This window comes from Aeribacillus sp. FSL K6-3256 (assembly GCF_037965805.1).
GTDB lineage: Bacteria > Bacillota > Bacilli > Bacillales > Aeribacillaceae > Aeribacillus > Aeribacillus composti.
Genome location: NZ_CP150188.1, coordinates 3,148,228 through 3,173,012, shown reverse-complemented (window position 1 = coordinate 3,173,012; position 24,785 = coordinate 3,148,228). Strand labels below are relative to the sequence as shown.

The following is a 24,785-nucleotide window of genomic DNA, read 5'->3' as shown; positions in this document are numbered from 1 at the left end:
CATATCCATGTCACATTGTCAAGATCAATACATGCCTTTATCCAAAGCTCAAGCAGGTATTTGGTTTGCCCAGCAGCTGGATCCTGGCAACCCTATCTTTAACACCGGTGAATATATCGAAATCAAAGGTCCGGTGGATCCTGTTCTGTTTGAAAAAGCACTGGAAAAGGTCCTTTCGGAAGTGGAATCTTTGCATGTCCGGTTTAGTGAAAATGAGAACGGACCGTTTCAAATAATTTCCCCGTCGAAGGAGATTCCTTTCCAATATGTTGATGTGAGCAATAGAGCAAATCCTCATGAAGAAGCAATAAAGTGGATGAAACAAGATTTATCGACGCCTGTTGATTTGACAAACGATCCTCTGTATACCGAAGCGTTATTCAAAATTTCCGAGGAGCACTATTATTGGTATCAGCGCATTCACCATATTGCCATTGACGCATTTGGTTTTTCGCTGATTGCCCAAAGAGTCGCTCAAGTTTACACGGCTTTTGTAAACGGACGATCCATTCGAGGGGAAGCATTCGGCTCCATCCAGAAGATATTGGAGGAAGAAAAAGAGTATGAAGCGTCCACGCAGTATGAAGCGGATCGATTCTATTGGATGGATCGGTTTCAAGATGAACCCGATGTGGTCAGCCTATGCCAGAAAACGGCACGGACTTCGGATACGTTTCTTCGGAGAACGTTCCATTTATCGTCGTCCGATACAGAGCGTTTCAAACAATCTGCTCAACGGCTGAACGCGGGATGGCATGAAATGTTCATTGCGGCGGCAGCCCTATACATTCATAAGTTTACGGGGACAACGGACGTGATCCTCGGGCTGCCTATGATGAACCGATTAGGATCTGTGGCCTTGAATGTGCCCGCCATGGTGATGAACATTGTGCCTCTCCGTTTGCAGCTCGATCCGGATGATTTACTGTCCGATCTTCTTCGTCAAGTCAGAAAGGAAATGGCTGAAGCGAAAAAACATGAAAAATACCGGCATGAACAACTGCGGCGGGATTTGAAGCTTTTAGGGGAACATCAGCGGCTGTTCGGCCCTCAAGTGAATCTCATGCCTTTTGACTATTACCTAAGCTTCGACGGCCATATCGGTATTCCCCGTAATTTAGCTGCAGGACCGGTGGATGATTTGGTCATTCAAGTATATGATCGAGCGGATGGAAACGGGCTGCGCATCGATTTTGATGCAAATCCGAAACTGTATCGGATCGATGAGCTGGAGGCCCATCAAACCCGTTTTGTGCATTTGCTGGAAACAGTGGCATCACTGAAAGAGGATATGTGCATCGGAAAGATTAACCTTCTTTCTGAAAAGGAACGGCATCAAGTACTGACTGCATGGAACGATACTTGGCGTTCCATGCCGGATGAGCATTTTCTGCAGCTTTTTGAAAAACAGGCAGCCGATCATCCGGATGCTACGGCCATTATTTGTGGAAATGAGGTGCTATCCTATCAAGAATTAAATCAAAGGGCGAACAAACTGGCCCGATTGCTCATGAAAGAAGGCGCCAAACCGGAATCATTCATTGCGCTGGCCCTCCCCCGATCCGCATCTTTGGTGGCGGCGATGCTGGCCGTATTGAAAACCGGAGCGGCTTATTTGCCGCTGGATCTTGATTTTCCAAAAGACCGTATCGAATATATGCTGGAACATACGAACCCTGTCCGCATTGTGGCAACCTCTGCTGCTAAAGAAAAACTTGGCCATGCTCCGGCTCATTCTATGATCCTGCTGGATGATCCGGAAACGGAAAAAACGTTGCGGGATCAGCCTGATCACAATGTAGACATAAGCCGTTCAGCCAATCATCCCGCTTATGTTTTATATACATCAGGCTCTACCGGAAAACCAAAAGGGGTGGTAGTGCCCTTTCAGAGCCTCAACAACTTTTTGTTTGCCATGCAGGAGACGGTGCGGATAGGGAAACAGGACCGGTTCCTTACTATTACGACGGTTTCCTTTGATATTTCGGCATTGGAATTGTATCTGCCATTGATTTGCGGCGCCGCATTAATCATGGCGGAGAAAGAAGCGGCAAAGGATCCGAAGGCCTTGGCGGAGATGATAATAAAGGAAAACATCACGATAATGCAGGCAACACCAATCCATTGGCATATGCTGGTATCACATAATCCGGAATGCATATCGAACCTTCGGGTTTTAACAGGAGGCGAGGCGCTCCCGAGCGGGCTGGCCAAGGAGCTAAAACATCTTTCTGCAGAGGTCATCAATTTATACGGTCCGACGGAAACGACGATCTGGTCCACCTATTCGTATCTTCATGCCGATGACAACGCAGTGCCTTCCATCGGCCGTCCTATCTGGAATACTCAAGTGTATGTACTGGATGACCGGCTTCAGCCGGTACCGACCGGAGCCGCTGGTGAATTATATATTGCCGGTGACGGGCTGGCAAGGGGATATTTAGGTCGTCCGGATTTAACCGCCGAGCGTTTCATAGCCAATCCCTACGGTCCGCCGGGAAGCCGCATGTACCGAACAGGGGATGTGGTCCGATGGAGGAAGGATGGGGCGTTGGAATATATCGGCAGGACCGACCATCAAATTAAGCTTCGGGGGTTCCGAATCGAAATCGGCGAAATCGAAACGGTGCTATCGGCATTTAAAGGTGTGGACCGCGCCGTTGTAACGGTTTATGAAGATTATCAAGGGAATCAGCGGCTAGCCGCCTACATTATTCCTCATGAAAGATGGAAAGACAGCTTTGATGTTACGGCACTCCGCCGATTTGTCAGTAAAAAACTGCCGGATTATATGGTGCCATCCGCTTTTATGGTACTAGATGAATTTCCGTTGACTCACAATGGAAAAATTGACCGAAAAAGGCTGCCGGCGCCCGAGACCGGCATCACAGCAAAAGGGCGCAAGCCAAGAACGCCCCAGGAGGAAATCTTATGTGAGTTATTTGGAGAAGTTTTGGAGCTGTCTTCCGTTGGGATTGATGATCATTTCTTTGAATTGGGCGGACATTCACTATTGGCCGCCCGTCTGTTAAGCCGTATTCGGGATGTGTTCGGTGCAGACATTCCGATCGGCAAATTGTTTGAATCACCGACGGTCGCAGAACTTGTGAAACATGTGGAAGAGGCAGAACAAACAAAGCCGCCTATTTTACCGCAAGTTCATGATGGGGAAATTCCCCTATCCTTTGCCCAGCGCAGGCAATGGTTTTTATATCATTTGGAAGGTCCAAGTCCTACATATAACATACCGGTGGTCGTCACTTTAACGGGTGATCTCAATGAAAATGCGCTGAAAAGAGCACTATATGATGTCATTGAGCGGCACGAACCGTTGCGGACGATTTTCCCAGACGATGCCGGAGCATCCAAACAAGTGATTTTACAACCCCATCAAGTTGAGCCTTTATGGATGAAGAAAGACATTAGTGAAAGTCAGCTTGCCGACGAATTGCAGGCAGCGGTCCGATACAGTTTTCATTTGGCCAATGAACCGGGAATCAGAGTCCAATTGTATCGACTCGGATCTCGCAAGCATGTACTTTTAATCTTGCTGCATCATATCATTGCTGACGGCTGGTCGCTGACCCCTTTAACCCGTGACTTGGCTAAAGCTTATCAGGCGCACTGCCGGAATGAAAAAATATCCTGGAACCCGTTGCCGGTCACCTATGCGGATTATGCCCTCTGGCAGCAACAGCTGCTGGGGGATGAAAGCAATCCAGAAAGTCTCATTGCCACACAGCTTGATTACTGGAAAAAAACATTAGCGAATTTACCGGAAGAACTAGAACTGCCGACGGATTATACACGTCCGCAAGAGTCCAGCTATAAAGGCGGTATCGTAAAATTTTCAATCGATTCAGATCTTCATCAGTGTCTGTTAGAACTGGCAAGGGAAAACAAAGCAAGCCTTTTTATGGTTCTTCAGGCAGCTTTTGCGGTTTTCCTTACACGGCTGGGGGCAGGAACGGATCTTCCGATTGGCAGCCCCATTGCCGGTAGAAATGACGATTCGCTTGAGGATCTTGTCGGATTGTTTATCAATACGCTCGTTCTCCGCATGGACACATCAGGAAATCCAAGCTTCCGGGAACTGTTGGAACGGGTGAGACAGGTTAATCTATCCGCCTATGAACATCAGGATCTGCCCTTTGAACGGCTGGTAGAAGTGTTGAATCCGGCAAGATCAAAATCGAAGCATCCGTTATTCCAGGTTATGTTCGTCTTCCAAAATACGCCGGAACCGAAGCTGGAATTGGAGGGTCTTGAAAGCAAATTGGAGATTCAAAATGTCGGTTCGGCGAAATTTGATTTAACGCTGGAGCTTCAGGAACACAGGACCAAAAACGGTTCTCCGGACGGGCTGACCGGTCTGTTTGAGTACAGCTGTGATTTATTTCGTCATACAAGCGTGGAAGGTTTTGCGAAACGATTTTTGCTGCTTCTTGCGGCCATTTCGGAAAATCCGGACCGGCCCATCAGTGATTTCAATTTGCTTCTGCCGGAAGAACGCACGCTCTTTTTGGAAAAAAGTCGTCAGTCTGTTGCAATGTCTTCAGACTGTCTTGCAGCATTGTTTGAAAACCAAGCGGAAAAAAATCCCGATTCCATTGCCGCAGTTTATGACGGTGCTGTACTGAGCTACAGGGAATTAAACGAACAGGCCAACCGGCTTGCCCATTACCTGATTGAAAAAGGTGTCGGTCCTGAAAAAACGGTGGCACTGGCATTACCCCGATCCTTCGACATGATCATCGGAATCCTTGCCGTGCTGAAAGCTGGGGGCACATATCTCCCGCTAGATCCGGATTATCCGAAAAAACGGCTGGAATATATGATGGAGGATGCTCGGCCGATGTATGTGATCACTAGAAGAGATGCCGCATCAAAACTGCCGGAAGGGAATGAAATTCCTCGGCTGATACTTGATGAAGAACGGACCAAACATCTTTTAGCCGTCTATCCGGATATTAATCCGGATGATTCGATGCGCACAGAACCATTGTCGCCGCTTCATACAGCCTATATCATCTACACGTCTGGTTCAACGGGAAAACCGAAAGGGGTGCTCATCCCGCATCAAAATGTCATTCGTCTGTTTCAATCAACGGACCATTGGTTCCATTTTACGGCAGCGGATGTTTGGACCTTATTTCACTCCTATGCCTTTGATTTTTCGATTTGGGAGATGTGGGGAGCGTTCTTATACGGAGGTCGTCTTGTCATCGTGCCCCATCAAATCAGCCGTTCGCCGAAGGAATTTTTGCAGCTGCTTGTGGAACAACAGGTAACAGTGCTGAATCAAACCCCTTCCGCCTTTTATCAGCTGATGCAGGCGGACAAGGAATATCCGAATCGATCCAAACAGCTGGCCTTGCGCTACGTCATTTTCGGCGGAGAAGCGCTGGAGCTCAGTCGGCTGGAAGATTGGTATGAACGGCACGGTGATCAACAGCCAACTCTGATTAATATGTACGGCATAACAGAAACAACTGTTCATGTCAGCTATCTTGCACTGAACCGAAGCCATCTCTCCATGGAAGGAAATAGCTTCATCGGCGCGGGTATTCCTGATTTAAACGTGTATGTGTTAGATGAATATCTCCAGCCGGTGCCGCCGGGCGTTGTCGGTGAAATGTATGTGGCCGGTGCGGGCTTGGCGCGAGGATATTTAGGAAAGCCCGGATTGACAGCAGAACGGTTTGTGGCAAATCCTTTCGGCCCGCCGGGAAGCCGCATGTATCGGACTGGGGATTTAGCGAAATGGAGTGAAGACGGCTCCTTGGATTATATTGGAAGATCCGACCATCAAGTGAAAATCCGCGGATACCGGATTGAATTGGGAGAAATTGAAGCAGCTTTAGTAAAACATCCGGATGTTGCCCAAGCGGCGGTGGTGGTACGGGAGCTGCAGGAGGGAGATCAGCGGCTTGTTGCATATGTGGTGCCTCAACATGACGTGGAACCGGACGAATTGAGAAGACATGCCGCAGCAAGCTTGCCGGATTATATGATTCCTTTCACTTATGTAAAAATGGATCGCCTCCCGTTAACGCCTAACGGCAAATTGGATCGGAAGGCATTACCGGAACCGGAAATCAGCATCGACCTGGTGAAGAGCGGACCGAGAACTCCCCAAGAAGAAATGCTCTGCGAATTGTTTATGGAGGTGCTTCGAGTTCCCCGCGTAGGGATTGATGACGGGTTCTTTGAACTGGGGGGACATTCCTTTTTAGCGGTTCAATTGATGAGCCGGATTCGGGAAACCTTTGGCTTGGAACTGAATATTGGAGTTTTATTTGAAGCACCGACGGTCCGCAGCCTTGCGGAAAAACTTGAGATGGGAGGCAGTCAGAAATCATTCGATGTGCTGCTGCCGCTCAGAACATCCGGAAGCCGTCCGCCGGTCTTTTGCGTGCATCCGGCGGGAGGACTCAGCTGGTGCTATGCCGGATTCATGAATACATTGGGGCCGGATTATCCGATCTATGGACTGCAAGCCCGTGGTATCGGGGAAAAAGCGAAGCTGCCGGAGACACTGGATGACATGGCCGCAGATTATATCCGGCAAATCAAAACTGTACAGCCAGAGGGTCCTTACTACTTGCTGGGATGGTCCCTCGGAGGGAATGTGGCCCATGCCATGGCGGCACAGCTGCAGGAACAAGGTGATGAAGTGGGACTCTTAGTGATGCTGGATGCCTATCCGAGCCATTTGCTGCCTATTTCCCAGGCGCCCGATGAGGAAGAAGCGATGATAGCCCTCCTCGCGTTAGGCGGTTATGATCCGGACAACATGGATGGCAAACCGCTCAATCTGAAGAATACCATTGCCATGCTGCGGCAGGAAGGCAGTGCATTGGCGAGTTTGGAAGAATCAACTATTTTAGATTTAAAAAATACGTACGTGAATTCCGTCAAAATTTTAAGCGAATATGTACCGCGCCGCTATCGGGGAGATGTGCTGTTCTTCCGGTCAACCATCATCCCGGACTGGTTTGACCCCATCGATCCAGAGACATGGCAGAACTACGTGGACGGGAAGCTGATTCAATATCCGATCAGCTGCCGTCATAAAGATATGTGTCAACCAGGCCCGCTGGCGGAAATCGGACGCATACTGGCTGATTTCTTGCAGGAAAACGGAAACATCCAGAAATGGAAGGAGGAAAAAAATGAAGAATCCGTTCGAAAATGAACAGTTGTCCTTTTTTGTGTTAGTAAATGAGGAAGAGCAGTTTTCGCTTTGGCCTGCTCCGATAGACGTTCCCGCCGGCTGGCGGATCGTCTTTGGAGAAGATACCCGCGCCAATTGCCTGGCGTATATTCAATCCCATTGGACAGACATGCGCCCGGCCAGTTTGAAACAGCAAACCCATGGCATTGTGAAGTAATTAGAAAGACAGAGGAAAGCAAAATGCCGGTATGAGGAACGATGGAGAATGGCAGTCGTGCTTACAGCCAATGGGTGTGGCAAAGAATGAAATGTCCATGAAGCGGTTGTAAAAATGAAAAAAACTTGCTGTGATCCGTTACCGTGCCGCTTTTTCCAACTGCTTTATGTTTGCTCATAGTGAGAGCAAAAGTAGGCTAAGATTTAAAAGCTCTCATGGACATTAATTTTTTTTATCAATAAAGGCGGCCGACTTTTATATGAGGAAAAAGAACGATGGTGATTGATGCATGGAGAAAAATGGCTGTATAGGGGAGGAGAAAAAAGACATGCAACAATGGGAAGTGATCCATTCTGTTCCCCATTTATGGAATGACACATGCCATGTTTATTTGGCCAAAACGACTGATTTTCAGCCATGGCATTTTCAGCTGCTTAGTAATGCAGAGCTGGAATATGCGCTATCCTTTCGAAAGGAGCAAGACCGGATCCAGTTCATTATCGGCTGTGCACTAAGCAGACTCGTTTTGGCGGAACAATTGAACATGCCGCCGCATCAAGTGCCCATAGACAGGACATGTCCCAAATGCCAGAAGCCCCATGGCAGGCCTCGGCTGCCTGATGACAAACTGCACTGGTCTGTGTCTCATTCAGGGGAGATCATTTTGGTTGCCTTTACAGTAAATGCTTTGGTGGGAGTGGATGTGGAATGGATCCGGCCGTTCATTTCTTATGACACCACACATATGATAGAAGGAATTCTTACCGAAAAGGAAGCCGTTCACCTCAGCAATTTGCCGAAAAAGGAAAGGCTGAAAGGCATCCTTTCCTATTGGACAAGAAAGGAAGCGGTGTTAAAAGCAACGGGAGAAGGACTGAACACCTCTCCCCAGAAGGTGGAAGTATCCGGTCCCTATCAGAAACCCGTTTTGAAAAAATTTGAAGGACACCAAGATTTGTTATCACAATGTGTGCTGATGGATTTTTTCCTCCATCCCGAATATCAGGCATCCTTGGCAATTTTCAGCCATCTCCCGATAAACCTTCTGCTCTACGACGCGGGAATGCTCATGAAAATGGATTTAGAGATACATGATCATCATCGTTAAACTTTATTTACAAAGTTCAGGTGAAAGCAGCAGTTGTGAGAAAGAGAAAGAAGGCAAGACACAATGGTTTGATTTCGAAATCATTTGGATTTCATTCACTTTGCCTTAACGGGAGATCCAGCCCCTGATCGCTTATGGAGGAATTATAAAAATTAGGACACACCAAACGTTCGTATTTATTGCCGATTATAGAATATTTGTCTGAAGATCATTTAATAAATAAATAGTTAAATGATTATAAGGAAAAATTTAAATAATCTACCTAAAACCTTCTATTTTAAGTCAAAATCGGCGTTTTGACAGAAGCAAACTATAAAAAGATTTATTACAACCCATGGTGCTAGTCGGGCGTCAACGCTCAACTAGCACCATGGGTTTCACATTATTTTAATTGTTTTTTATAAAAAGATTTTAATAGAAAAAGACAAGAGGTAGAAATCCTTCTTGTCTGCAATTAAAATCCTAATTTTGTTACTGTTTTCCACTTAAGCAATTAGTTTCAGACACATCTTGAGTTTTCAATCGTGGATCTGTTATTGTGTCATAAGCGTTTATTCATCGCATTTTCATCCGTATCTTTATCATTTTTATCCTTATCCGCATCTTTATTGACTTCTAGTTCTTTTCCGTTGACAAATTCAACTTCAATCTTTAGTTCTAAAAAAGTGTTAATACCAAGAACTCGCTTCACTTGATCAATTAACTCCTCTTCTGTTAGATCTGGAGTTAAGGTTAATCGATCAACAACCGTTTTAGGGTCCATAATTCCAATTTCATCTTTAAACTTGATTTCTAATTCTTCCTTTGAAAGTTCATATTCCAATTTGAACTTTTTACCATCTGAGTCAATTAACTTTATTTCAAGTTCTTTTACTTCATAAACTGTTTGGAACCCCATCTCTATCAAAATCTTCATCACCATCTTTTAAACCGTCCTGATCACTATCAGAATTTTTCGGGTTATATCCCAATTCAAATTCAAGATAATTAGCTATTTTATCGTTGTCTCTATCTTCATCACCATCAGTTATGCCATCTTTGTCAGAGTCAGCGTTAGTTGAGTTTGTCCCTACGATAAACTCTTCTTTTGTGTTCAATTTATCAGAGTCATTGTCTTCTTCCGCGTCTTTTATGCCATCTTTATCGGTATCCTTCGTTAAAGGATTTAATTTCGCTTGTATATCTTGAAGGTTCGTTATCATCTAATTCCAGTTTCAATTGGTCGAATTTTTGAAATATTTACCTTTAACAAATTCTGTTTTGATAATTTACCTTTAAAAATTTTAATGGTCCAATGGAATTTTTTGAGAACGCTCAAATACGAGAAGTATTATTTTTTACATAAGTATCAGACATTTGAAGAATTATCTCTTGCGATTGATGAGTACATCCGCTTTTATCATGATGAAAGGTATCCAAAAAGATTAAACGGCCTTAGCCCCATGGAATATAGAGCTAAAGCCGCTTAGGTATATTTTTATTATTTCTACTGACTACTTGACAGGGGGGCAGTTCACTCCTGCGGAGTATAGGAACAGGTAGCCTGCTTTTCAATCCGTTATAAGTTGAATCTTCCGGTTGCCTTTATATAAAAACGTTATTAAGATAACCGTTTCATGAGAGTTGCCTTTTCAACTTCAAAACCCGGCTTGCCAAGTAAGGCAAACATATTTTTCTTGTAAGCCTCCACTCCCGGCTGATCAAACGGATTCACGCCCAGTAAATGTCCGCTCATGCTGCAAGCTTTTTCGAAAAAGTATATCATTTCACCAAAGGTGTATTCATTCATTTCGTCCAGTTCAACAATTAAGTTAGGCACTCCGCCGTCTACGTGTGCTAATAGCGTACCTTGAAACGCTTTTTTGTTTACCTCATCCAGTGTCTTACCGGCCAAGAAATTCAATCCATCGATATTTTCTCGATCTTCTTGAATCGTCAGTTCGATTCGCGGTTTTTTAACTTGCAGCACTGTTTCGATCAGATTGCGGCGACCTTCCTGAACGTATTGCCCCATGGAATGTAAATCTGTTGTAAAATCAACGGATGCAGGAAATAGTCCTTTCTGATCTTTCCCTTCGCTTTCGCCAAACAGCTGTTTCCACCATTCGGATACGTAATGAAGGGACGGTTCATAGTTCACCAATAATTCGATCGCTTTCCCTTTACGGTAAAAAATATTTCGCACAGCGGCATACTGATAACTTCCATTGGTTAAAAGATCAGGATTGTTATATTTATAATATGCCGATGCTGCCCCTTCCATCATTCGATCAATATTCAATCCAGCTACGGCGATTGGCAACAGGCCAACTGCTGTCAGCACAGAATATCTTCCGCCTATGTCATCTGGAATAACAAACGTTTCATATCCTTCTTGATCGGCAAGCTTTTTTAATACTCCCTTTTCTTGATCAGTGGTAACATAAATACGTTTTCTTGCTTCCTCTTTTCCATATTTTTTCTCCATGTAGTCGCGGAAAATTCGGAAAGCAATGGCAGGCTCTGTCGTTGTTCCTGATTTAGAAATAACGTTGATAGACAGCTCTTTGCCTTCTAATACATCTAATAAATGAGAGATATAAGTAGAGCTGATATTCTGACCCGCAAAATAAATTTGCGTCGTATCGTTCGCCTGGTTATGAAAAGTATGGGACAATGCTTCAATAGCTGCCCTCGCCCCTAAATAAGATCCGCCAATGCCGATTACGACAAGAGCGTCTGAATGACTCCGGATTCTTTCAGCAGTTTGTTTGATTCGCACGAATTCGTCTTTATCGTAACGAATCGGCCAATCAACCCAACCAAGAAAATCCGATCCTGGTCCTTTCTTTTCATGAAGCATAGTATGAGCCACTTTTACAAATTCACTTAGATGATCTAGTTCACTCTCTTTCATAAATGGTAAAGCATTGGAGTAATCAAAAGAGATAGCCATATACCTTCTCCTTTCTTTTCGAAAATTCACCATCGTTCTTCCGTGTAGATCTTGGACCTGAAAATTACTCTTATGCGATTTCATTGAACCTTTCGTGAAGATGTTTCAAATGCTTGCAACTATTTATTTCTTTTCCACGGCATGTCCGCCAAATTCGTTGCGTAGCGCGGCTACCACTTTACCTGTAAATGTATCGTTTTCTAATGAACGATACCGCATCAATAAGGCCATGGCGATGACAGGTGTGGCAGTTTGCAGATCTAAAGCTGTTTCAATTGTCCATTTCCCTTCACCGGAAGAGTGCATAATCCCTTTGATTTCATCTAATTTTGCATCTTTTGAAAATGCGCGTTCGGTTAATTCCATGAGCCATGAACGAATAACCGAACCATTGTTCCACACTCTTGCTACTTTTTCGTAGTCATAATCGAATTCGCTTTTCTCTAATATTTCGAATCCTTCACCAATGGCAGCCATCATACCGTATTCAATTCCATTGTGAACCATTTTTAAAAAGTGGCCGCTGCCTGCTTTTCCCGCATATAAATACCCATTTTGTAGAGCTGTATCTCGGAAAAGAGGTTCGACAATGCTCCAAGCTTCACGATCCCCTCCAACCATGTAACATGCTCCGTTTCGAGCACCTTCGACTCCGCCAGAAGTTCCCGCATCCATAAAGTGAATTCCAATCTCCTTTAGCTCATTATAGTGACGAATCGATTCCTTATAGTGAGAATTGCCACCATCAATCACAATGTCGCCTTCGCTTAGAAATGGTATAATCTCACGAATCACCGAATCAACAACGTTGTGTGGAATCATCATCCAAACAATTTTTGGCTTTTCTAATGATAAAACGAGTTCCCTTAAACTGGATACACCTGTAGCCCCATATTTTTTTATTTCTTCAACCGCTTCTGAATTTACATCGAATGCCACTACTTCGTGCTTATGGTCAATGAGATTTTTACCTAAGTTTAATCCCATTTTTCCTAAACCGATTAATCCGACTTTCATGTTCATTGCCTCCTAGATTTACCTTTAGCCATTCACATTTTATACGTATATACGCACAGCTAACCTATAGTTCATTTGATGAGAATGAAGTTCGACACGAGCTACCACCAATGAAATCCGTCCTCTTCTAATAATTTATGAGAAGCCTCTGGTCCCATCGAACTTGAACGATATGTGTGAAGAGGAAGAAGATTTTCCTCAAACGCTTCTAAAACAGGCTGTATCCACTTCCAAGATAATTCAACTTCTTTCCAATGAGCAAAGAAAGTCGTGTCGCCATGTAAAGCATCAAAAATTAAGAGTTCATAGGCTTCGGGTACATTTTTTTGGTTAGTCGCAACGCGCATATGAACGGTCTCCATCTTTCCATCGTTTAATACATTTTTACTATTGAATTGCAACGAAATCCCTTCGTTCGGATTGATTTCAATCACTAAAAGATTAGGAGCCGTTTTCTCATTTTTTGGAAAGTACCATTCCTTTAATGGATTTTTGAATTCAATAACAATACGTGTGGACTTTTCCTTCATTCTTTTACCTGTACGAATATAGAATGGCACCCCGTTCCAAAACTCATCATCAATCCATAAACGAGCCGCAACGAATGTATCCGTTGTGGAAGAAGCATCAACCCCAGGTTCTTCTTTATATCCAACAACTCGTTTGCCATGGATTTCTCCCGGACCGTATTGACCGCGAACAACGTGTAAACCTACTTCTTCTTTTGGTAGTAGTCGAAGAGATTCCATGATGTTTATTTTTTCATTACGGATGTCTTGTGAGCTGATCCGTTTTGGCACGTGCATGGCTGTCATCATTAACAATTGCAGCATATGATTTTGAAACATATCGCGAATCGCCCCTGCCCGGTCATAATAACCCGCTCTTTCTTCTACCCCAACCGTTTCACTAGCTGTAATTTGTACATTGGCTATGTGCTGATTGTTCCATAATGCTTGAAACACAGGGTTGGCAAATTTTAAAGCTTCGAGGTTTTGGACCATTGGTTTTCCGAGATAATGATCTACCCGATAAATTTCATCTTCTTCGAAAGCTTGACTTAACTTTTCGTTTAAATCTTGGGCTGATTTCAAATCATGCCCAAATGGTTTTTCGATAACTAGACGTTTCCAACCTTTTGTAGAGCCTAATCCACTTTCCTTGATGTTCGACGTAATTACATCAAAAAACTCTGGCGCAACAGATAAATAAAACATGCGGTTTTCAGGAATATTCAACTCTTTTTCACGTTGCTGAACGATTTTCAGTAGCTTTTTATACCCGTCCATATTCGTTACATCTAAAGGACTATAACGAAATGCGCGAAGAAATTCTTCCAATTTCGAACGGTCATGGATGAAACGTGTAGAAAATGTTTTTACTGAATGTTCCACATGTGTTTGAAACTCATCATCCGACCATTCTCTTCTACCTAAACCAATAATGGAAAACGAATGAGGCATTTTTTGATCGAGAAATAAATGATATAATGCAGGAAAAATTTTTCTTTTAGCTAAATCCCCTGTTGCTCCAAACAAGACAAAGGTCATAGAATCCAATTTTCATTCCCCCATCTTTAAACCGAAAACATTTAAATACAGTGAGATAAAAAGATTCAGATTCAAATGGAATCCGATCTTTTTATCTTTGGTTAAGAAATTTTGATGATGCTTGTCAATTAGAAGTTAACATCTAGACCATAAAGCGCTGCGATGTATAATTTTTTCATTTCTTCTACAGATGTTTCACGCGGATTGGTGCTTGTACATGGATCTTTCACGGCATTGACTGCCATTTCATCTACGTGTGCGTGGAACATCTCCTCGGATACTCCGTACTCTTGGAGTGTATTTGGAATATTCATGTTTTGATTCAAGTCACGAATCCAAGAAATAAGAGAATCTACCAATTCTTTATTGTTTTCACCTTTCAAACCGAGTCGTTCTGCAATTGATGCATAACGGTCCTCGACTACCTTGCGATTAAATTGAATCACATATGGTAAATAAATCGCATTGGCACATCCATGCGCAATATTAAAGGTTGGACCACTTTTATGCGAAAGACTGTGCACGTTTCCTAGTACCGCATTAGCAAATGCCATGCCGGCCATCGCCTGAGCATAATGGACTTGCTCACGAGCTCTTAGATCTCCCAGATAAGAAGCGAGAAGATTCTCTTTAAGTACTTCAGCAGCTTCAATCGCCATCGAATCGGTGAAAACGGTACGAGGCTTAGCTACATATGCTTCAATGCTGTGTGTGATCGCGTCCATTCCACTGTAAGCTATCACATGCTTCGGCATGGATTGAACCATAACCGGATCGATAATTGCCATATCTGGTGTCAATTCGAAATCAGCCAATGGATATTTGACACCTGTTTCCGCGTCGGTAATCACTGATAAATTGGATATTTCAGATGCGCTTCCGCTTGTAGTTGGAATTCCCACGAATTTTGCTTTTGTACGCAATCGCGGCAAACTAAATGGACGAGTCGCTTCTTCGAATGTTAATTCTTGATGCTCATAGAACAGCCACATCGCTTTCGCCGCATCCATTACCGATCCACCGCCAATTCCAATTACCCAGTCAGGCTGAAAATCATTAAGAACACGTACACCTTTTTTGACCATTTGGGTCGTCGGTTCCGTCGTAATCCCCTCGATCACTGTTGTTTCTATATTGGCTTCTGAAAGAAGTTGTTGAATTTTATCAAGATTCCCATTTTTCTTGACGGAGCTACCACCAATGACGAGAACAGCTTTTGATCCTTCCAACGTTTTCAAAACATCGAGAGCATTTTCTCCGAAATAAATATCGCGTGGAATAGTAAAACGATTCATGTTGTTCCCTCCTGTGCTTATGATTTGTTATACAGACGCTAGTATAATAGGTATAATATATTTTTAAAAGTACGCACTTTATTATCATGTAGTGATAAAAATACAATATAGTATATAAAAGTATACCTAAATGTTATAATGGACAAAGAGATACGATGAATGGGACATATTCCCATGAGAAGGAAAAAACACTGACTATTATTTGTGGAAATGAAGTACTTAAATGTGTATAATGTTTGTTTGTAAGTATGTGCATTTTTAGCATATAGTGATAAAAAGTATACTATCTGTCATAATAGATACGGAGGTGCAAGAAATGGGACATGTTTGTGGTAAGGTATATAACTGTGAAAAAGAATTGACGCTTGCTGTCATCGGGGGGAAATGGAAAATGCTTATTTTATGGCATCTAGGAAAATGGGGGACGAAGCGATTTGGTGAACTGAAGGCTCTCATGCCAGGCATCACCCAAAGAATGCTTGTTAACCAATTGCGGGAGCTGGAAGAAGACCTCATTGTTCATCGCAAAGTCTATCCCGTTGTTCCGCCAAAAGTGGAATATTCACTGACCGAATATGGGAAAAGTCTAATGCCGATTCTCGATGCTATGTATGAATGGGGCAAAAACTACATGGAGACTGTTGTGAAAGACCAAGTAAAAATTCATGAGTCCGTCAAGTAAAAACTCTCTCTATTTAAAGGTTCAAAACAAACTTTCTTTTGTTATTATGCGCTTTTATTGACGCGCAATTTGTAGAGATCCCTTCCCTCCAAGATAGCGATTAACAAAAAAGCAACGAAAATGAATGATAAGTGAGTCAAACACTAAAAAACCAACGGGCAGATCGCTTCCCGTTGGTTTTTCTGCATGTACGTTGATCACTCATTAATTTGTACATTTTTACTTATAGTATACTTTTTCACACTATATTACGTAAAAGTATGTACTTGGTAAAGTTGATGATGTACTTTATAATAACATTATCACTTATCATCCATAACATGAATAGAGCAAAATTTTTTCACTTATAATAACCGTATCACTTATCATAACATGAATAGGTATAATTTTCTAATTCTATGAAAAGTGATCTCGAGCTACTGTTTTTTTGCAAGAAAAAAATACAGAGTGTTGCAGTATATCTTTGTCAAAATTTTGTATAAATATACATATATGTGATCTATCCATCAAGGGCTTGACATGGATCCTCTGTAGCCATGATTTCTTTAGCCAAGCGCCAGCTTCAACAGTTTTGGCAAAACCAAAAAAGGTTATCATGGCTCCGCCATATAAAGCCCCATTGCATATCACTGCATAAGGATTTTGCAATTCTCTGCACTTTATTTTGCAAAAAACAGCTACCTTTTGTAGGAAAATGAAGGGAAATGTGCGGTTGGCTTCGCCCTTGACCAACACTCGCCAAAGGAGAGAAGAGGTCAGTAAGGGCAAGAGCAGGAAAAAAGGGCATAGGAAAGCAGCCCTTGCCCATTCCTGATTAAACCTATGGCGAGGTTCGGATGGTCAAGGGTTCGCTCCGTTGAATCCGTTTCTGTTCGGCAGCCTTTTGCTGAAGGAAACCTTTAGCCATGGCAATGAGTTTGCCCCATCGCGCTGGCATATGTGGGAGGCTGTCTAACTCTGGAATGACGATTGGAACTCGGTTTTCGAGTGCACCATGAGGGCGCAAGAAGTTAAAATACGCCACAAATAAAGTGACGAAAGAAACAGATCCTTCTTCTGCGCCGAAGGCATGGGTCGGTCGATAGTTGCCTTTAAACGTTCGGTTGAATCGTTTGATGATCTGTTTGAGTGGGCGGAACTCTTCCGATACAGGATCGTCATTGGTGAGCCCAATCACTTGGTGGACATCGAAACGAATGCCGTGTTGCGCAAAAAAGTGTTGAGCCAATAAGTAAATCGGGTTCCCATCGACGACAAGTGTCAAATCACCTGAGATGGAAGACAGTTTCTGCAGGACGTCATCGATGGCGCGAATCGCCGATATCGTATCTCGGTTGGGGGAGACACGATAATACAACACGACTTTTTTTACGGCAACAAATCAAACATAAAGAACCAATAATGCCAACGTCCTTTCACCCGAATGTACGTCTCATCCCCACAGAAAGAGCCAGACAACTCGTATGGGAATCGATCAACAAAAGGTTTGATCATAAGCGCGACACTGATTGCATAGTTGATGACCGTCTGATGCGAAATCGACAGACCATATACATCCTTCATGATGCTCGCTGTTTTTCGGGAAGACATCCCATAATTGACGTAATACGTCAAAATCAGTCCAAGGAGGAGACTTTATGAAGCTAAGAGTCTCAGCTGTTCAATATCATCTCCATACTATAAATTCTTTTGAGGAATTTGCCAATCAAGTCGAGCATTATATTAAAACGGCTCAAGAATTTGATGCAGATTTTGTTTTATTCCCAGAATTTTTTACAACTCAGCTCATGTCGATTGGCAATGAACAAGGACAGCCTTTGACTATTCAAGATCTTCCAGATTTTACAGAACAGTATCGTTCTTTGTTTATAAATTTGGCTAAGCAAACAAAGATGCATATTATTGGGGGAACCCATGTTATTCGTAAAGGCGACCGATTGTACAACGTTGCTCATTTGTTCTGCCCAGACGGAAGAGTCGCAGAGCAGGCAAAGCTTCATATTACGCCTACGGAAGTAAAGGAATGGAACATGTCACCTGGCGATGGCTTACAAGTGTTCGAGACCGACAAAGGAACGATTGCGATGTTGACCTGCTATGACATCGAATTTCCAGAAATCGTTCGAATGGCAAAGGCGAAAGGTGCGGATGTTATTTTCTGTCCTTCTTGCACCGATGATCGACATGGATTCCATCGTGTCCGCTACACAAGCCATGCGAGAGCAGTCGAAAATCAAGTATATGTCGTTACCACTGGTACAGTTGGTTCTCTTCCTACGGTTGATTTTATGAGGGCGAATTTTGGGCAAGCGGCGATGATTACACCGAACGATATTCCATTTCCTCCGCGCGGCATCTTAGTCGAAGGGGAAATCAATCATGATATGGTTGTAACTGCTGATATTGATTTAGAATTATTATACCAAGTTCGTGAAAGAGGATCGGTGACTACATGGCGTGATCGCCGTACAGATCTCTATCCGGATTGGAAATAAGCTGCTCTAGGTAGTGTCAAAAGTGTTATGAAAAAGTGGTAAACAAACCAGCTTTATCCCGAGACTGATGGTTAACCGATGCCATTTGTCCTTTACAAACACCCCAATGGAATGGAAAAATCCTTTTTATACATCAAAATCTTCACAAGGAGAATGATGAAATGGAATATCGCAGAATTACGAGTATTGAAGCCCCTTTATTTAAAAAAATGCACCAATTGATGCAAGATGTATTTCCTCCTGAAGAAGTATTAGAATTCGATCTCTGGAAAGAGCCTCTTGAGGATCCAGGGATTCGTGTGTGTGTTGCAGTTCATGAAGGGAATGTCGTAGGTGCGACAGAGTATCGCTATTATGAAGATTTAAATGTCGCCATGACAGATTTCACGATCATCGGCCAAGCAGGACTTGGGATCGGGCGATTTTTAGCGCAAAAGAGATTAGAGGATTTGAACGCTTGGGCAGCAGCAAACGGAAAGCAGTTATTTGGCATGTTTGCTGAAATTTATGATCCTTATCGAGTAGAACATTATGAATTTGGCGGAATTAAGCCGATGGATCCATATGTTCGCCGTGAAGTATTATCCCATCTTGGCTATAAGCGACTTGACTTCCCTTATGTCCATCCATCTTGGAACAATGATGGCGAGGCCGTAACAGGGCTCGACCTTTGTTTCCTTCCGATGGACGATAACGTGAATGAACTTCCAGCGGATCTTGTTGTGAAGTTTTTGAAACGTTATTATTCCGTCTTATCAAACAAACCGAAGTCCTGGTTTGAAATGATTGAAAATCTCGAACATAAGGATACTGTGCTGCTTTTAAACATTTAATGAATTAAACAGAGAGACTTACCCATTTTTATAGCTTAAACTCTCACAAAGCCAATATAGAGCTAAGATAGATAAAAGATAGATCAAAAGTCGATTCTTCCTCAGCGTAGGAAAAATCGACTTTTTATTTCTCAGTATATGGACTATAGGTGGTATTCGCATCAATATCTTTCAAAAAACAAAGAAAAAAGACCGCAAAGTTTTCCTTAAAGGGAGCTCTTTGCGGTCTTTTTGTTCTTTAAAAATTAGTTTGATCAATGACTTGAATTAGTTTAAAATTTTGTTTAGGACTCCTTAAGGCTATTCAAGGTTGGCATGCCTTTTAAACATCGTATTGGAGTCCAATCCCTTTTTCTCCATACATCTCAATATGATCGCATCATAAAATAATAAGAGGGTTTGCTCAAATAGTGATCCCATTGGCTGTATAGTTTTGTATCCATTATCCGATTGATCTTTAGGTGAACCCGGTAATTTAACAGTGAAATCTGCTAGTTGTCCAATGGTCGATTCAGGGAAAATCGTAACAAGCGCTACTGCTGCTCCTAATCGTTTTGCTTTCTCAGCCATGGAAACCAACGTTTTCGTTTCTCCTGAACCGGATCCGATGATTAAAATATCATCTTTTTCCAAGTTAGGAGTGATGGTTTCACCTACAACGTAGGCATCTAGCTCCATGTGCATCATTCGCATCGCAAAAGATTTGGATATAAATCCAGATCTGCCTGCACCAGCTACAAAGATTTTCTTTGCCTCAAGAATCCCCTTTACCAATTTTTCAGCTTCTTCATCAGCGATTATATCTACTGTGCGATTCAATTCTTTTATGATTTCCGCTAAATATTGTGTAGTCTGCATGATTTTATTCACCTTGCTGGATCATTTTTTTCATTTCAGCAGCTACAGCTCGCTTATCTTCTTGTCCAGTAATACCGCCACCTACAATTACAAGATCCGGTTTTGCTTTAATGACTTCTGGCAACGTGTTTAATTTAATGCCGCCTGCAATGGCCGTTTTCGCATTTTTCACGACACGTTTAATAGTCAGAAGGTCTTCAAGAGAATTTTTTCCGACTGCTTGAAGATCGTATCCTGTGTGTACACAAATATAGTCTACGCCAAATTCATCCACTTCTTTAGCACGTTCTTCTAAATTTTTAACACCGATCATGTCAACCAAGATTTTTTTACCTTGTTTTCTCGCTTCTTCAACAGCCCCTTTGATTGACATATCTTCAGCAACTCCAAGTATCGTGATAATATCCGCGCCAGCTTCGGATGATTTCATCACTTCATACGCAGCTGCATCCATGATTTTTAAGTCAGCTAGAACGGTTAAATTAGGGAATGCCTCTTTGATTTCCTTAACAGCTCTAAGACCTTCATTAATAATAACAGGAGTACCGATTTCTACAATATCCACATACTCCTCAACTTCTTTCACAAGCTCTTTCGCTTCAGGAATATTTACAAGATCCAATGCTAATTGTAACTGCATGAATTCTTCCCCCCTAACAAAAATTTGTTATTTGTCGTACAAGCGAACGTATCTCCGTATCTGTTTACCGCTTATACAGCAACCAGTATACTATGTATGATTTTCTTTAGAAAGTACGCACTTTATTTTTACATAGTGACAAAAAATATACTATTGGTTTATAATAAACTTCTTTCAAACGGCTATATACTGCTACCATTTCGACTCGCACGATCAAACCCATTGGATATAAACCCTTTCCATAATAACGATTAAAACGATGTATAAAAGTTGGTATGTCAACACTAAACTAGACAATTTTTTGAGGTGTTTCTCTTTGTACTCCACCGGGTGTTTAGTGCAAAATGAAAGTACAGAGTTCTGCAACAAAAAAGTGCAGAGCTTCATGGCATAAAAAAAGGCTTGCCAGCTCCTAAAATACCCTCTACTGTTTAAGGTTGTGAAGAACAAACAGTAGAGGTAATGAAAGGATGCTAGCAAAGCCTGAAATTCATCATATCAAACATTTGCGTGAAAAGAAAGGGTTATCGCTTTCCGAAATTGTCCGCAGGACGGGATTTAACTGAAGAACAGTCAAGAAATATGCGGATGGAGACATTTCGGTCAGACAAAAAACGAAGCGAAAACGGGGGATGATGGAGGAAGAAGGATACGGTCAAAGCTTTGTAATAAGTTTCTTGTTCAAGGCATTTAAGCAAGTGTAGAGTTTAGTATTGTAATTTTACTTTTCTCTTCATCATTAATATTACATTAATTTTGAACAATACTAAAAATAATAAATTGAATGAATTTTATAAATATTATTCCTCCAGACTCAAAGATTTCTAAGCACTAAATAAGAAGTACTCCCGAAAATGTCGAAATAAGTAAGCGGCCAAACAATCTATCGACTTAAGGTTGACCCCCTATGCCTATTATAAGACAAGGAAGCTTTTTTGACATCAAGATTTATGCAGATTTACCAGTTGCAAAGTTAGATCGGAGTGGCTCAAAATTCAATTATCAAATACAATCGGATATTGGTTGATACAGGCTCTGATAGTAACGGTTATTTCAAGTGAATTGGCTGAGACAATATTGTTCTTGAGGAAAATGATACGATTTATAGAATAAGTGGCGTTGGCGACTCTGAATTTGTATTTTCGAAAAAAGTAGATTCTATTAAATAGGATTCGAAAGTGCAGCCGCATTCATATGGTTGGCTGTTCTTTTTTCTATATATTTGGAACGATTATAGATTGAAAGAGGCGTGAGGATAAAAAAATGAAGGATATTTCTTTCGTATCTCGAATTATTTAAAAGAGTTACTTTTTTGTTAAACGAAAAGAACTCTTCTCATCCTCGGTAATTTGTTTTCCATATAAGGATGTCATTCATTGTATAGGCTGCATTATTGAATATGAACCGGCCGATGCTCTCAGTAAACATTTAAAAAGATGACTTCAACAATAAAAGATAGCGGAGGAGTAGTCACTATATGTTACGTTTATTCATTATTTTTGTAGCTACAGCAAATGCGTTCATTGTTCTTTATGCACCACAGCCTCTACTCCCGTTGTGGACTCAAGAATTTAATATATCGATAGCAACGGCAAGCTCAGCTATTTCGATTACCATTATTTCATTAGCCGTGTCATCTTTTGTATTTGCTCAATTATTGGACCAATGGGATCGAAAAAAAGTTATTCTTTTTGCAAGTATATTATTAATTTTTCCGAGTATGATGATTTACATTAGTGAATCATTTTCATCAATTTTATTTTGGAGATGTATGTATGGTCTCATCATACCTGGCATCTTGGCTGTGATGATGGCATATGTATCTGAAGAATTTCCTCTAAATCAACGTGGAAGAGTGATGGGAGTATATGTAAGTGCTAATGTGGCGGGCGGATTGCTGGGACGGGTTATTTCTGGACCGATAGCCGACACATTTTCCTGGAGGACTGTTTTTTCAATAATCGCGGTGTATTCCATGGTCGTTGCTTTTTTAGTTTGGAAATATCTCCCTAAACCTAACTATCAAAGAGAAAGGAAGAAACAAAGTTTTGGCATACATTTTAAAAATCCTGCTCTGATAGGTACATTCACTATAGGTTTTTCGCAATTCTTCGCATTTATTAGCTTTTTCACATATATTCCTTTTTATGTTGCTCAACCTCCTTTTCAGTTAAGCAATACACAAATTTCGTTGCTTTATGCTACATATGCGTTCGGCATTTTCTCCGCTCCTATAGCCGGCATGATATCTGATAAGATTGGCCGGCGTTGGACAATGAGTATGGGGCATATTCTTGGCGGAATCGGTATTTTCATAACGCTTTGGCCAACGATTCCTGCGCTTGTTGTGGGATCATCATTGTTGACGCTCGGAAATTTTGCTTCTCAATCAGCAACAACAGCTTATGTGACAGATATGGCCGCCGATTCACGGGGAGCTGCTACGTCTTTATATTTGGTGTTTTTCTATTTAGGAGGAAGCCTTGGCGGTTGGATTCCCGGCCTTTTATGGGAAAATTACGGATGGCATGGTGTCGTTTTTTTAACAATTGGAACAATCATTTTGGCACTATTAAGTAATTTATTTCTCGCAGGAAGAACCCCAGGGAGATTGAAAGTTTCTGAATTATGATATGAACAAAACAGTATTATTTCCTTGCCGAATCATAGTGAATATTTATGACTAAAATAAGGATTCTTTTTCCACAATGGGATTGTCCCGAAAGTCATTGAAACTTGACTTGTATCGTCTCCTTAATGAATTAAGGTGAAGCAGACGGGAACATACTGCGATTTGATTTTGAGCCACTATGTATGCTTTTTTTGCCAGGAAGACAGTTAGCTAATTCAACCTTGTTAGCTTACCTACCACTCAACGTAAAGTTTTTCGTTTGATCGGTGGTGCATGAAAGATTTTTCCCCATGGTTTTCTTAACTTGATAAGAACTTCATTTTATTGTTCGATTAAGTGTAACTTTTCGAATAGGAACCACCTTTTCCAAGGGTTATGTACTTTATCATTTTTGAACATTGTTAGTGTGGTGGAATCATCGGATTTATTTGCAATGGTAGTGATTTAAAATATAAATCTAACGATGATTCCTCCCAAAATAAATAAACTAAATATGAGATACCATATACTTTCGCTTCGGTTTTCTTTCCATCCCTTAATTGCGTAATAAAAGGCAAATGCAAAAAGTATAAAGAGAAGTATATCCCCAATATATTTGAACACATTCCTCATCCTTCCTCAGTTGAAAATACATTTAAATAATATTCCTCAAGACTGCTAGCTGTCTCTTTGATCTCGGAAATAGATATATTATTTTTTAATATTTTCCCATTGGAAATTAAAATAATTGAATCACAATATCTTTCACAAACCTCTAGTTGGTGTGTAGACATAAAAATACTGCATCCATTTTGTGCGTATTGAATTAAGATGTTTTTAATATCTTTCATACTGACAGGGTCAATTCCTGATAAATACTCATCTAGCAAAAGCAGCTTCGGTTTTTTCATTAATAATGGAATAAGATTGAGTTTCTTTTTCATCCCAAGCGAATAATTGAAAATTTGCTTATTTAAGGAATTTAATAATCCCAATAACTGGAGCATTTCTTTAATTTCCGGACTGTCTATATCAAAATTTAATAACTCGCTCATGAATTTTAAATATTCTTTTCCGGTCAGCACGGAAAATAATAATGGGGCATCAGGAAGTAACATGATTTCTTTTCGATCCAGATCTGACAGTTTTACACCATTGACGTAAATTTCTCCATCATCGTAGCCGGTCAATTCAGATAAAATTCTAAAGGTTGTGGTTTTCCCCGCTCCATTTGGTCCGAGAAATCCGACAATTTTATTTTCAGCAATTTCAAACGTTGCTTGATCTAATATTTTTTTCCCATTTTCAATTTTGGTCAGATTATGGACTTTCAATAAATAATCAGAAGATGCTGCTCCCACTGGATT

The 24,785-nt window shown here is 41.5% G+C and carries 17 protein-coding genes and 2 pseudogenes; 9 read left to right on the top strand and 10 right to left on the bottom strand.

Annotated features, from left to right (window positions below; all coding sequences use genetic code 11):
• Nucleotides 1–7 precede the first annotated feature (7 nt).
• From NSQ84_RS15305 to NSQ84_RS15295, 3 genes are all read left to right on the top strand, one after another.
• Nucleotides 8–7,198, top strand: a complete 7,191-nt coding sequence (locus NSQ84_RS15305; RefSeq protein ID WP_327873422.1) for a non-ribosomal peptide synthetase — start codon at nt 8–10, stop codon at nt 7,196–7,198.
• Nucleotides 7,176–7,394 carry an MbtH family protein gene (locus NSQ84_RS15300; RefSeq protein WP_063387831.1) on the top strand — a complete coding sequence of 73 codons (219 nt, stop codon included), beginning with the start codon at nt 7,176–7,178 and terminating at the stop codon, nt 7,392–7,394. Before NSQ84_RS15305 ends, NSQ84_RS15300 begins: the two co-directional genes overlap by 23 nt.
• Nucleotides 7,395–7,722: 328 nt before the next feature.
• Nucleotides 7,723–8,502, top strand: coding sequence for a 4'-phosphopantetheinyl transferase superfamily protein (locus NSQ84_RS15295; RefSeq protein WP_327873421.1), 780 nt, complete (start codon nt 7,723–7,725; stop codon nt 8,500–8,502).
• 541 nt (nt 8,503–9,043) lie between these two features.
• Here the strand turns inward: NSQ84_RS15295 and NSQ84_RS15290 are convergent.
• Nucleotides 9,044–9,424: a hypothetical protein gene (locus NSQ84_RS15290; RefSeq protein WP_327873420.1), complete on the bottom strand. Its 381-nt coding sequence runs from the start codon at nt 9,422–9,424 to the stop codon at nt 9,044–9,046.
• On the bottom strand, nt 9,378–9,704 hold the full coding sequence (locus NSQ84_RS15285) for a hypothetical protein (protein ID WP_327873419.1): 327 nt from the start codon (nt 9,702–9,704) through the stop codon (nt 9,378–9,380). The genes NSQ84_RS15290 and NSQ84_RS15285 overlap by 47 nt, the downstream gene beginning before the upstream one ends.
• Nucleotides 9,705–9,788: 84 nt before the next feature.
• Between NSQ84_RS15285 and NSQ84_RS15280 the strand changes: the two genes are divergently transcribed.
• Nucleotides 9,789–9,971, top strand: a complete 183-nt coding sequence (locus tag NSQ84_RS15280; protein WP_327873429.1) for an IS3 family transposase — start codon at nt 9,789–9,791, stop codon at nt 9,969–9,971.
• A gap of 131 nt (nt 9,972–10,102) precedes the next feature.
• Here NSQ84_RS15280 and NSQ84_RS15275 read toward each other — a convergent pair whose 3' ends face one another.
• The 4 genes from NSQ84_RS15275 to NSQ84_RS15260 form a co-directional block, all read right to left on the bottom strand.
• Nucleotides 10,103–11,437 carry a glucose-6-phosphate isomerase gene (locus tag NSQ84_RS15275; protein WP_063387828.1) on the bottom strand — a complete coding sequence of 445 codons (1,335 nt, stop codon included), beginning with the start codon at nt 11,435–11,437 and terminating at the stop codon, nt 10,103–10,105.
• A gap of 123 nt (nt 11,438–11,560) precedes the next feature.
• Nucleotides 11,561–12,454, bottom strand: coding sequence for a phosphogluconate dehydrogenase (NAD(+)-dependent, decarboxylating) (gene gnd, locus NSQ84_RS15270; protein WP_327856695.1), 894 nt, complete (start codon nt 12,452–12,454; stop codon nt 11,561–11,563).
• Between the two features lie 101 nt (nt 12,455–12,555).
• On the bottom strand, nt 12,556–14,013 hold the full coding sequence (zwf, locus tag NSQ84_RS15265) for a glucose-6-phosphate dehydrogenase (protein ID WP_327873417.1): 1,458 nt from the start codon (nt 14,011–14,013) through the stop codon (nt 12,556–12,558).
• A gap of 119 nt (nt 14,014–14,132) precedes the next feature.
• Complete coding sequence (locus tag NSQ84_RS15260) at nt 14,133–15,299, bottom strand: iron-containing alcohol dehydrogenase (protein WP_063387825.1); 1,167 nt, start codon at nt 15,297–15,299, stop codon at nt 14,133–14,135.
• A 316-nt stretch (nt 15,300–15,615) separates the two neighbouring features.
• Here NSQ84_RS15260 and NSQ84_RS15255 point away from each other — a divergent pair, with 316 nt between their 5' ends.
• Nucleotides 15,616–15,981, top strand: coding sequence for a winged helix-turn-helix transcriptional regulator (locus tag NSQ84_RS15255; RefSeq protein WP_063387824.1), 366 nt, complete (start codon nt 15,616–15,618; stop codon nt 15,979–15,981).
• A gap of 820 nt (nt 15,982–16,801) precedes the next feature.
• On the opposite strand, the pseudogene NSQ84_RS15250 reads toward NSQ84_RS15255, so the two are convergent.
• Nucleotides 16,802–17,610 (bottom strand): annotated as a pseudogene (locus NSQ84_RS15250) (DDE-type integrase/transposase/recombinase); the annotation flags it as partial.
• 8 nt (nt 17,611–17,618) lie between these two features.
• Between NSQ84_RS15250 and NSQ84_RS15245 the strand changes: the two are divergent.
• Nucleotides 17,619–18,476, top strand: coding sequence for a carbon-nitrogen hydrolase family protein (locus tag NSQ84_RS15245; RefSeq protein ID WP_063387822.1), 858 nt, complete (start codon nt 17,619–17,621; stop codon nt 18,474–18,476).
• Between the two features lie 161 nt (nt 18,477–18,637).
• Nucleotides 18,638–19,309: a hypothetical protein gene (locus tag NSQ84_RS15240; RefSeq protein WP_063387821.1), complete on the top strand. Its 672-nt coding sequence runs from the start codon at nt 18,638–18,640 to the stop codon at nt 19,307–19,309.
• 300 nt (nt 19,310–19,609) lie between these two features.
• On the opposite strand, the gene hxlB is transcribed toward NSQ84_RS15240, so the two are convergent.
• Nucleotides 19,610–20,167 (bottom strand): 6-phospho-3-hexuloisomerase, encoded by a 558-nt coding sequence (hxlB, locus tag NSQ84_RS15235; RefSeq protein ID WP_327873416.1) that lies wholly within the window; start codon nt 20,165–20,167, stop codon nt 19,610–19,612.
• A 4-nt stretch (nt 20,168–20,171) separates the two neighbouring features.
• Nucleotides 20,172–20,807, bottom strand: a complete 636-nt coding sequence (gene hxlA / locus NSQ84_RS15230) for a 3-hexulose-6-phosphate synthase (protein ID WP_327873415.1) — start codon at nt 20,805–20,807, stop codon at nt 20,172–20,174.
• A gap of 470 nt (nt 20,808–21,277) precedes the next feature.
• Between hxlA and NSQ84_RS15225 the strand changes: the two are divergent.
• Nucleotides 21,278–21,466 (top strand): annotated as a pseudogene (locus NSQ84_RS15225) (IS21 family transposase); the annotation flags it as partial.
• An 818-nt stretch (nt 21,467–22,284) separates the two neighbouring features.
• Nucleotides 22,285–23,439 carry an MFS transporter gene (locus NSQ84_RS15220; protein ID WP_066248068.1) on the top strand — a complete coding sequence of 385 codons (1,155 nt, stop codon included), beginning with the start codon at nt 22,285–22,287 and terminating at the stop codon, nt 23,437–23,439.
• 608 nt (nt 23,440–24,047) lie between these two features.
• On the opposite strand, the gene NSQ84_RS15215 is transcribed toward NSQ84_RS15220, so the two are convergent.
• Nucleotides 24,048–24,779 carry an ABC transporter ATP-binding protein gene (locus NSQ84_RS15215; protein ID WP_063387816.1) on the bottom strand — a complete coding sequence of 244 codons (732 nt, stop codon included), beginning with the start codon at nt 24,777–24,779 and terminating at the stop codon, nt 24,048–24,050.
• Nucleotides 24,780–24,785 lie beyond the last annotated feature (6 nt).

Bases quoted from the DNA above. Each gene is read 5' to 3' on its own strand.
- NSQ84_RS15305 (WP_327873422.1), top strand. From the start codon at position 8: ATGTCACATTGTCAAGATCAATACATGCCTTTATCCAAAGCTCAAGCA.
- NSQ84_RS15300 (WP_063387831.1), top strand. From the start codon at position 7,176: ATGAAGAATCCGTTCGAAAATGAACAGTTGTCCTTTTTTGTGTTAGTA.
- NSQ84_RS15295 (WP_327873421.1), top strand. From the start codon at position 7,723: ATGCAACAATGGGAAGTGATCCATTCTGTTCCCCATTTATGGAATGAC.
- NSQ84_RS15290 (WP_327873420.1), bottom strand. From the start codon at position 9,424: ATGGTGATGAAGATTTTGATAGAGATGGGGTTCCAAACAGTTTATGAA.
- NSQ84_RS15285 (WP_327873419.1), bottom strand. From the start codon at position 9,704: ATGATAACGAACCTTCAAGATATACAAGCGAAATTAAATCCTTTAACG.
- NSQ84_RS15280 (WP_327873429.1), top strand. From the start codon at position 9,789: ATGGTCCAATGGAATTTTTTGAGAACGCTCAAATACGAGAAGTATTAT.
- NSQ84_RS15275 (WP_063387828.1), bottom strand. From the start codon at position 11,437: ATGGCTATCTCTTTTGATTACTCCAATGCTTTACCATTTATGAAAGAG.
- gnd (WP_327856695.1), bottom strand. From the start codon at position 12,454: ATGAAAGTCGGATTAATCGGTTTAGGAAAAATGGGATTAAACTTAGGT.
- NSQ84_RS15260 (WP_063387825.1), bottom strand. From the start codon at position 15,299: ATGAATCGTTTTACTATTCCACGCGATATTTATTTCGGAGAAAATGCT.
- NSQ84_RS15255 (WP_063387824.1), top strand. From the start codon at position 15,616: ATGGGACATGTTTGTGGTAAGGTATATAACTGTGAAAAAGAATTGACG.
- NSQ84_RS15245 (WP_063387822.1), top strand. From the start codon at position 17,619: ATGAAGCTAAGAGTCTCAGCTGTTCAATATCATCTCCATACTATAAAT.
- NSQ84_RS15240 (WP_063387821.1), top strand. From the start codon at position 18,638: ATGGAATATCGCAGAATTACGAGTATTGAAGCCCCTTTATTTAAAAAA.
- hxlB (WP_327873416.1), bottom strand. From the start codon at position 20,167: ATGCAGACTACACAATATTTAGCGGAAATCATAAAAGAATTGAATCGC.
- hxlA (WP_327873415.1), bottom strand. From the start codon at position 20,807: ATGCAGTTACAATTAGCATTGGATCTTGTAAATATTCCTGAAGCGAAA.
- NSQ84_RS15220 (WP_066248068.1), top strand. From the start codon at position 22,285: ATGTTACGTTTATTCATTATTTTTGTAGCTACAGCAAATGCGTTCATT.